The 8900-nt window shown below is 73.2% G+C and carries 6 protein-coding genes and 1 pseudogene; all 7 read left to right on the forward strand.

Annotated elements, in window-relative coordinates; genetic code table 11:
• A pseudogene (locus G4D87_RS27970) lies at nucleotides 1-648 on the forward strand (HEAT repeat domain-containing protein); the annotation flags it as partial.
• A 121-nt stretch (nucleotides 649-769) separates the two neighbouring features.
• Complete coding sequence (opgC, locus tag G4D87_RS27975; protein ID WP_205507753.1) at nucleotides 770-1882, forward strand: OpgC domain-containing protein; 1113 nt, start codon at nucleotides 770-772, stop codon at nucleotides 1880-1882.
• 68 nt (nucleotides 1883-1950) lie between these two features.
• The gene (locus G4D87_RS27980; RefSeq protein ID WP_240358671.1) at nucleotides 1951-3159 is read left to right on the forward strand and encodes a TolC family protein; all 1209 of its coding nucleotides are present in this window, start codon (nucleotides 1951-1953) and stop codon (nucleotides 3157-3159) included.
• Nucleotides 3156-4265, forward strand: coding sequence for an efflux RND transporter periplasmic adaptor subunit (locus G4D87_RS27985; RefSeq protein ID WP_163785721.1), 1110 nt, complete (start codon nucleotides 3156-3158; stop codon nucleotides 4263-4265). The genes G4D87_RS27980 and G4D87_RS27985 overlap by 4 nt, the downstream gene beginning before the upstream one ends.
• Nucleotides 4262-7351, forward strand: a complete 3090-nt coding sequence (locus G4D87_RS27990; protein WP_163785723.1) for an efflux RND transporter permease subunit — start codon at nucleotides 4262-4264, stop codon at nucleotides 7349-7351. The genes G4D87_RS27985 and G4D87_RS27990 overlap by 4 nt, the downstream gene beginning before the upstream one ends.
• A gap of 22 nt (nucleotides 7352-7373) precedes the next feature.
• Nucleotides 7374-8054: a response regulator transcription factor gene (locus G4D87_RS27995; protein ID WP_176409790.1), complete on the forward strand. Its 681-nt coding sequence runs from the start codon at nucleotides 7374-7376 to the stop codon at nucleotides 8052-8054.
• Nucleotides 8051-8900, forward strand: an 850-nt coding sequence (locus G4D87_RS28000) for a histidine kinase dimerization/phospho-acceptor domain-containing protein (RefSeq protein WP_275902306.1), incomplete at its 3' end; no start/stop codon positions are given. The genes G4D87_RS27995 and G4D87_RS28000, both read left to right, overlap by 4 nt.

Below are 8900 nucleotides of genomic sequence, written 5' to 3' on the forward strand. Positions count from 1 at the left end.
GTGGGGCGGATTGGGGAGGCCGCGGTGCCCCTGCTGCCGCGACTGGTGCCCTTGTTGAAGGCGGAGGAGGACGTGGCGGGCGCGGCGTTGGAGTCGCTCGGCGCGCTGGCGTCACTGGCTCCCGAGGTCGCCACGCCCGCGTTGCTGGAGGAGGCGCGGGCCGCGGAGGGCACGCGGCTCTACCTGGCCCTGACGTCGCTGCGGAGCCTGGTGGAGGACGCGCGCCGCAAGGGTGGGGCGCTGCCCGCGCTCCCCGACCTTCATGAGGCGCTGCGCCGCGCACTGAAGGAAGCGGAGCCCGCCATTCGCGTGGAGGCCCTCTCGCTGCTGGGGCTCACCGGCCCCGCGTCGCCCGCCGCGCAGGAGGCCGTGGCGGGGCACCTCCAGGATGCGAACCCCTCCGTGGCCGCCTGCGCCGCGGTGGCGCTGCTGCGGCTGGGGGCGCCCGCGCAGCCGGCCCTGTCGCTGCTGCGGACCCAGCTCTCCTCGGTGGATGCGCCGGAGCTGCAAGGGGCCGCGCTGTCCGCGCTGGAAGAGGTGGAGCCCGCGACCCTGGGGCAGGCGAAGGGCATGTTGAAGACGGTGGTGGACACGTCCTCGGGCCCGGCGCGTGACGCGGTGAAGGTCCTGCTCGACTCACTGGGCTGAGCAGCGGGGGGCGCTGGGCCCGACCTGGCGGAATGGGCTATGGACGGTGTGGAATCCGCCGTTGAGGGCATCCTCAACGGCCCGCCTGCCCCAAGCGCCCTTCAAGCCGACCTTCGTCCCCATGAATCGCAGACCCGAATTCGACAGCCTGCGCGGCATCCTGCTCGTGTTGATGACACTGACGCACCTGCCGACGCGGCTGAACACGATCAGCAACCAGCCCTTCGGCTTCGTCTCCGCGGCCGAGGGCTTCGTCTTCCTGTCCGCGTTCCTCGTGGGCGTGGTGTACGCCAACAAGCTCGAAGTGGCGGACCCGAACGTGCTGTGGCGCAGCCTCTGGCAGCGGGCGCTCAAGGTCTACGGCTACCACGTGGCGCTGCTGGCCTTCGCGTTCGCGGTCATCGGGACGTTGGGCATGGCGACGCACCGTCCCGCCATCCACAACCTGCTGGGCTTCTTCCACGAGGACCCCGTCACCGCGCTGTGGAGCAGCCTGTTCCTGCTCTACTGTCCGCCGCTGCTCGACATCCTCCCGCTCTACGTCGTGCTGCTGTTGCTGACGCCCTTCATCCTGCTGGGCGCGCGCAAGGGCGGGTGGACGCGCATCCTGTGTCTGAGCGGGCTGGTGTGGTTGTCGGCGCAGCTGGGCTTGAAGCGCTCGCTCTACGACTTGCTGGTGTTCATTCCGGTGCTGCCGTGGCCGCCGCTGCGCATCGAGCTGTCAGGGGCCTTCGACGTCTTCGCCTGGCAGTTCCTGTGGGTGCTGGGCGTGTGGCTGGGCGTGGGCCGTGCCACGGCGCCGGAGCAGCGCGAGGCCGTTTCGCCCGTGCTGCTCAGCGGGGCGCTGGTGGTGAGCGTGGCGTTGCTGCTGATGCGCTACCAGGTGGGCATCTTCCGCATCGACCTGGACCTGTATGGCGCCCTCATCGACAAGTGGACGCTGGCGCCCGTGCGGCTGGTGAACTTCCTGGCCGTAGCGCTGCTGGCGAGCTGGCTGAGCCCCAAGCTGTTCCGCTGGCTGCGTCCCCGCGTGCTGGAGGCGCTGGGCCGCGCGTCCCTGCCGGTGTTCTCCGTGCACCTGGTGCTGTGCCTGCTCAGCCTGGCGCTGCTCAACGAGAACGAGGACCCGCTGGCGGACTGGGAAGAGGTCGTCGTGCTGGTGTCCACGTTCACCGTGATGCTGCTGGTGGCGTGCAGACAGGCGGCGGCGCCGCGCAAGAGCCACACTCGATAGGGCTTCTCTGAGAATTCTCTCAGGATGCCCTCAACCGGCACGCGCGCGCCCTCCTTAGGGTGCGCGGCATGTGGCCCTTTCTCGTCACGCTCCTCGCCGCGGCAGCGGCGCAAGAGGCCCCTCCACTCACCTTCGCAGAGTCCCAGGCGCTGGCCGCGAAGGCCGCGTTGCCCGCGAGCCTGACGCGCGCCGTGGAGACGCGGCGTGTGTGGGACGCGCGGCTGCCGTGGCTCGCCGCCAACCCCACGCTCAGCGTGGTGCCGGGGCGGCGCGCCCAGCCCGACGGTCCGGGCTTCGAGCTGACGGTGTCAGTGGAGCAGCCGCTCTTCCTGTCGAACCTGGCGGGGGCCCAGCGCGCCGCGGCGAGCGCGGAGACCCGGGCGCAGGAGCGCGAAGCCGTGGCCGCGCTGCTGAACCGCCGGCTGGAGGTGGCGCGGGCCTGGCTCACGCTCTGGTCGGCCCAGCAGGCCGCTGCGACGGCCGAGCAGGAGGCGACGTTGGCGGGTGCGCTGCGCACCTCCGTTGCGGAGGCGCTGGCGCTGGGCGGCGCCACCCGGTTGGAGCTGGTCGAGGCGGAGGGGTTCGAGGCCGAGGCCCAGCTGGCGCTCCTGGCGCGCGAAGCGGAGGTGACGCACGCGCGGCTGTCGTTGGCGGTGCTGGTGGGCCGTCGGCCCGATGCGCACCTGGTGGTCGCGGAGGCCCTGCCGGAGGTGGCCTTGCCGCCGCCTTCCGAAGAAGCGCGGTGGCTGGCGCGCGCCTCCGAGCTTCCAGAGGCGGAGGCCCGGCGGCTGCTGGGCGCGGCGGAGCGGGCCCGCGCGGCGGAGGTCCGGGCCGCGCGAGGCTGGCAGGTGACGGTGGGCGCGCAGGGCGTGCGCGAGTACTACGGCGGACTCAGCGGCCTGCTGATGGTGGGCGTGACGCCGCCGCTGTTCGACGCTGGCCAGCGTGAGCGTGGCGCGCTCCTCGCCGCCGCTGAACGCCTGGAGGGCGAGGCCCAGGAAGCCGCGCTGCGCGCCGCCGCGGAGCTGGCCCTGGCGTTCCATGAGCGCGAGCACACCGCCGCGCAACTCTCCGTCGTCGAGAAGACCCTGGTGCCCAAGGCCGAAGAGGCGGTGCGGCTGGCCGACGTGTTGCTGCGCGCGGGCCAGCGCACGCTGCCCGACGTCCTGCGCGCCCGCCGCGCCCGGGCCGCCGCCAACATCCGGCTCGCGCTCGCACGCGGCGAAGCCTCGCTCGCCGCCGCGCGGCTCCACCTCCTGCTCTCCGCCCTGCCATGACGCCCTTCGTCCGGAGTCTCGTCGCTGTGCCGATGTTCGTCCTGTCCGGGGCGTGCACGTCCGGTTCCTCCACCCCGGAGGTTCCGCCCACGCCGCCCCCTGCGCGCGCCTCCGCGTCCTCTGCGTGGGTGCCCGTGCGCGCGGCGTCTCGCGTCGCCCTGGCGGAGGCCCCCGCGCTGGTGCTGTCCAGCCCGGAGGCCGTCGCGGTGCTCTCCGCGCCGTTCCGCGCCCGTGTGCAGCAGGTCCGCGCGCGGCCGGGCCAGCAGGTCAAGGCGGGAGCCCCGCTGGTGGAGGTGCTGATGCCGGAGGTGGTGGAGGCGGCGGGGGCCGCCAGCGCCGCCTCGTTGCGGCTGGAGGCCTATTCGCGGCAGGTGGAGCGCCTGGAGGCGTTGCATGCCCAGGGCCTGGCGAAGCTGCCCGACCTGGCCGACGCCCAGACGCAACAGGCCGAGGCCCGCGCCGCCCTGGTCGCGGCGCATGCGGTGCTCCGCGTGGCGGGCATCTCCCCCGGGGAGGCACGGGGCGTGGCGGAGCGCGGCACCGTCTGGCTCAAGAGTCCCATCGGCGGAATCGTCACCGAGGTGCGCGCGGTGCTGGGGGAGATGCAGCCCGAGGCCAGCGCCGCCCTGCTGCGGGTGGCCGCCGACGGTCCCTCGCGCCTGGAGGCCCGCCTGTCCGCGCGTCCCCCCGAGGGCGCCAGCTTCGCCTTCGTGTCGTCCCTGGGCCTCGCCGTTCCGGTGCGGTGGGTGGGCCAGTCTCCCGTCGTCGACGCGGCGGATGGGACGTGGCGCGCGTGGTTCGAGCCGGAGGACACCGCCACCGTGCTGCGCGCGGGGCAGGGGGGCCGGCTGCGCATCCAGGCCGCGGCGGGCGAGGACACGGTGCTGGTGCCCGCGCGCGCCCTGGCCTTCGACAGCGCGCGCACGGTCGTCTTCACGCGCGGCGGTGAGGGGCAGGCCGTGCGCCGGGAGGTGGAGGTGCTGGCCACCTCCGGCGCGGAGGCCCTGGTGAAGGGGGGGCTGTCCGCCCGGGACGCGGTCGCCGCTGACGGCGCGGCGCTGCTGTTGGATGCTCAGGCCGGCGCCGGTGATGAGGTGACGCCGTGATTGAAGCCCTCGTGCGGTGGTCGGTGCGCCACCGGGTCTGGGTCCTGGCCCTCACGGGCGTGCTCGCGCTGGCGGGCGTGGCGGTGTCGCTCCGGCTGGAGCTGGACGCGATGCCGGACATCACCACCAACCAGGTGCTCGTCCTCACGCGCGCGCCCGGCCTGACGCCCGAGGAGGTGGAGCGGCTGGTGACGCGGCCGGTGGAGGTGGCCCTGGGCGGCATGCCCGGACTCGAGGAGCAGCGCAGCCTGTCGCGCTACGGCCTCTCCTCCGTCACCGCCGTGTTCGCGGACGACGTGGACCCGTACCGGGCCCGGCAGCAGGTGCAGGAGCGCCTCAACGTGCTCGGCTCCACGCTGCCCCCGGGGGTGGATGCGCCGGAGCTGGGGCCCCTCACCGGTGGGTTGGGTGAGGTGTTCCACTTCACGTTGTCCTCGCCGGAGCGCACGGGCGCGCAGTTGCTCGAGCTGACGCAGTTTCGCGTGGCGCCCCGCCTGCGTTCGGTGCCGGGCGTGGTGGAGGTCAACAGCTGGGGAGGCCACCAGCGCACGCTGGAGGTGCGCGCGGACGCGGTGCGGCTGGCTCAGCGGGGCGTGACGCTCGCGCAGCTGCGTGACGCGCTGGAGCGCGCCACCGGCAGCGCTCCGGGCGCGAGCCTTCCGGTGGGAGAGCGCCACGTCCTGATTCGCGCCGTGGCGCGACCTCGGACGCCGGCCGACCTGTCGGAGGCGTTGATTCCGCGGCCCGGGGCCATGGCCGTGCGCCTGGGCGACGTGGCCGAGGTCGCCGAAGGCGCACTGCCCCGCATCGGCAGCGCCACCTCCAACGGCCGCGGCGAGACGGTCTACGTCATGGTGCAGATGCTCCGGGATGCCAATGCGCTCGCCGTGACGAGCGCCATCTCCAGCGCGCTTCCCGAGGTGCGAGCGCTGCTGCCCGAGGACGTGCGGCTGGACGTCGTCTACGACCGCGCCACGTTGGTGCGGGGAACGGTGCGCACCGTGGGCAAGAACCTGCTGGAGGGCGGCCTGCTCGTCGTGGGTGTCCTCTTCCTGTTGCTCGGCAGCGTGCGCGCGGGCCTGCTCGTCGCTTCGGCCATTCCGTTGTCCATGCTGGGCGCGACAGCCGCCATGGTGGCGCTGGACATCCCCGGCAACCTGATGAGCCTGGGGGCCATCGACTTCGGCTTGCTGGTGGATGGCGCGGTGGTGATGGTGGAGGGCCTGTTCCACCGGCTGGCGCACCTGTCACCGGAGGAGAAGCAGCGCCCGCCTCGCGAGCACGTCGAGGAGACGGCCGTGTCCCTGGCCCGCCCCGTCTTCTTCTCCGTGCTCATCATCCTGCTCGTGTACCTGCCCATCCTGTCGCTGAGAGGCGTGGACGGGAAGATGTTCCGGCCCATGGCGATGACGGTCGTCTTCGCCCTGGCCACCGCGCTGCTCCTGTCGCTGACCTTCATCCCCGCCGCCGCGAGCTGGCTGATTCGCCCCGAGCACGTCCCCGCGCGGGAGCCGCTGCTGGTTCGCTGGTTCGAGCGTCTCTACGTCCCGCTGTTGGGACAGAGCGTGCGCCGGCGCGTGCCCGTGGCCGCCGTGGCCGTGTTCCTGCTGGGCGTGGGAGGGTGGAGCTTCGCTCGCGCGGGCACGGAGTTCACGCCGCAGCTGGATGAAGGCGACCTGGTGATTCAGACGACGCGGGTTCCCGACATCAGCCTGGACGCCGCGGTGAGCGAAGCGGGCCGGATGGAGCGCGTCCTGCTCGAAGCGATTCCGGAGGTGCGCCAGGTCGTCTCGCGCGTGGGCAGCCCCGCGGTGGCCACCGACATCATGGGCCTGGAGATGGCGGACGTCTTCGTGTCGTTGGCGCCGAGGGAGGCGTGGCGGCCCGGGCTCACCCGTGAGTCGCTCATCGAGGAGATGGGGCAGGTGCTGGAAGCCCGGGTCCCAGGCGGAGACCCTTCCTTCACGCAGCCCATCCAGATGCGCTTCAACGAGCTGCTCGGCGGCGCGGTGACGGACGTGGCGCTCAGCATCTACGGCGAGGACCTGGCCGAGCTCGGGCGCCTGGCACGCCGGGCCGCGGCGCTGCTGAGCCAGGAGCCGGGGGCGGTGGACGTGCGGGTGCTCGCGCCGCCGGAGGTGCCGCTCTTCGAGGTGACGCCTCGTCCGCTGGATTCGGCCCGCGCGGGGCTGGGCGCGGTGGACGTGCTGGAGGCGGTGAGCGCGGTGCGCAGCGGCGTGGAGGTGGGCGCCACCTGGGATGGGTCGGTGCGCGTGCCCATCGTCCTGCGGTTGACGGGCGCGACCGAGGCCTTCTCCCTGGCCGAGTTGCCCCTCCCCACGGAGGCGGGCGGCCTGGTGCCGCTCTCCCGCGTGGCGGACGTGCGGTTGACGTCCTCGCCTGGGCTGGTGAGCCGGGAAGGGGGGCAGCGCCGGCTGGTGGTGGGCTTCAACGTGAGAGGCGCGGACCTGGGGACGGTGGTGGAGCGGGCGCGGCGCCGCGTGGAGCAGGCGCTCGCTCCGCCTGATGGCTATCGGCTCGAGTGGGGCGGCCAGTACGAGACCTTGACGGAGGCACGGCAAAGGCTTTCCCTGGTGCTCCCCGCCGTGGCCCTCCTCATCTTCGCCGTGCTGCTGTTCGCCTTCCGCCGCATGCGTCCCGCGGTGGCCATCTTCGCCAACGTCCCCTTCGCGTGCGTGGGCGGGATGATGGCGCTGGCGGCTCGGGACCTGCCCGTGTCCATCTCCGCCGCGGTGGGCTTCATCGCGCTGTCCGGCATCGCGGTGCTCAACGGCGTCGTGCTGATGTCGCGCGAGCAGGGGCTGGAAGCGGACGGCCATGCTCCCGGGGAGGCGGTGGTGATGGCGGCACGCGAGCGGGCCCGGCCCGTGCTGATGACGGCGCTGGTGGCGGCGCTGGGCTTCATCCCGATGATGCTCGCGCGTGGGGTGGGGGCCGAGGTGCAGCGGCCCCTGGCCACGGTGGTGGTGGGCGGGCTCGTCACCTCCACGCTGCTGACCCTGGTCATCCTCCCCACGCTCTACCCGTGGTTCGCGGGTGGGACGCGCGCGCGGGCGCGTGCATGATGGGGCGACGGAGGCGGGTGCCGTGAGGCTGCTGCTGGTGGAAGACGAGGAGCGGATGGCGAACCTGCTCCGGCGGGGGCTCGGAGAAGAGGGCCACCTCGTGGACACCTGCCGCACGGCGGAGGACGCGCTCGACCAGGCTGGCGAGGTGGCCTACGACGCCATCATCCTCGACTGGGCCCTGCCCGGCATGGACGGCGTGGCGCTGCTGCGGCGCTGGCGCGAACGCGGGTTGATGACGCCAGTGCTGATGCTCACCGCCCGCGGCACGGTGGGTGAGCGGGTGACGGGCCTGCGCGCGGGCGCGGATGACTACCTGGTGAAGCCCTTTGCCTTCGAGGAGCTGCTCGCGCGCCTGGAGGCGCTGCACCGCCGCTCCGAGGGCCAGACGCAATCCTGGGGCGGAGGGCCCCTCCACCTCGATGCCCGGCGGCGGATGCTGACGTGTGGCGGCCGGGAGGTGGCCTTGACGGGCCGCGAGTTCGCCCTGCTGGGGGAGCTGGCCTCGCGCGCGGGCGAGGTCCACACCCGGTCCAGCTTGCTGGCGAAGGTGTGGGGCCCCACCTTCGATGGGCCTCCCAACATCGTGGATGTCTACGTGGGCTACGTGCGCGCGAAGCTGACCGAGGTGGGCGCGGAAGGCGTCACCATCCAGGCGGTGCGTGGGGTGGGCTTCCGGTTGGTGATTGAGGGCGCGCGGTGAGGTTGGTCCGCCGGTTGTGGCTGTGGGGCGCGGTGGTGCCCATGGTGGCGGTGGTCGCCGCGCTGGGCGTCGCTGTCCAGGTGTTCCGCGTGGTGCTCGAGCGGACCCTGGACGAAGCCTTGCTGTCGCAAGCCGCGGCGGAGAGCGTGAGCCTCTTCGACGCTCCGGATGGGCGCCCGCATCTGCACGTGGAGCCCTCCCCATTGGCGGGCGAGGTGCGTGCCTTCGTCCCCGCGACCCGGCTCTACGGACCGGATGGGACGCTGCTCTCCGTCTTCCCGCCCGAATCACCCACCGTCCATGAACGCGTGCTGCCCGAGGACGGGCCCACGTCCCGGCTGGAGACGCAGCGTCTGGGCACGGGCCTGCGGCTGCGCGTGCTGACGGTGCAGGTGCGCTCGCCGGAGGGCGTGCCCCATGTCCTGCAGTTGGTGGCGTCCCTGGGGACGGTGGACCAGGCGGTGGGCACCTTCACCACCGTCGCCACCGTACTGGCGCTGCTCCTGGGCGGGGTGCTGATTGGCATCCAGGGCTGGCAGGCGAGGGGGCTCGCGCGACGGCTTCATGGCATCGCGGACCAGGTGGCTCGCTCGCGCGACGGAGGCATGGTGGCACCCGTGCCCGTGGATGAGCCCCGGGACGAAATCAGGGAGGTGCGCCTGGCGCTGACCGAGTCCGCGGTGCGCGTGCGCGCGGCGCGTGAAGCGCAGGAGCGCCTCATCGCGCGCGCCGCGCACGAGCTGCGCACGCCGCTGGCCCTCATGCGCACCGGCCTGGACCTGGCGTTGCGGCGTGAGCGTGACGCGGAGGAGCTGCGCACCGTGCTGGAGGAAAACCGGCGTGAGG

The sequence above is a fragment of the Myxococcus vastator genome (assembly GCF_010894475.1).
Classification (GTDB): domain Bacteria; phylum Myxococcota; class Myxococcia; order Myxococcales; family Myxococcaceae; genus Myxococcus; species Myxococcus vastator.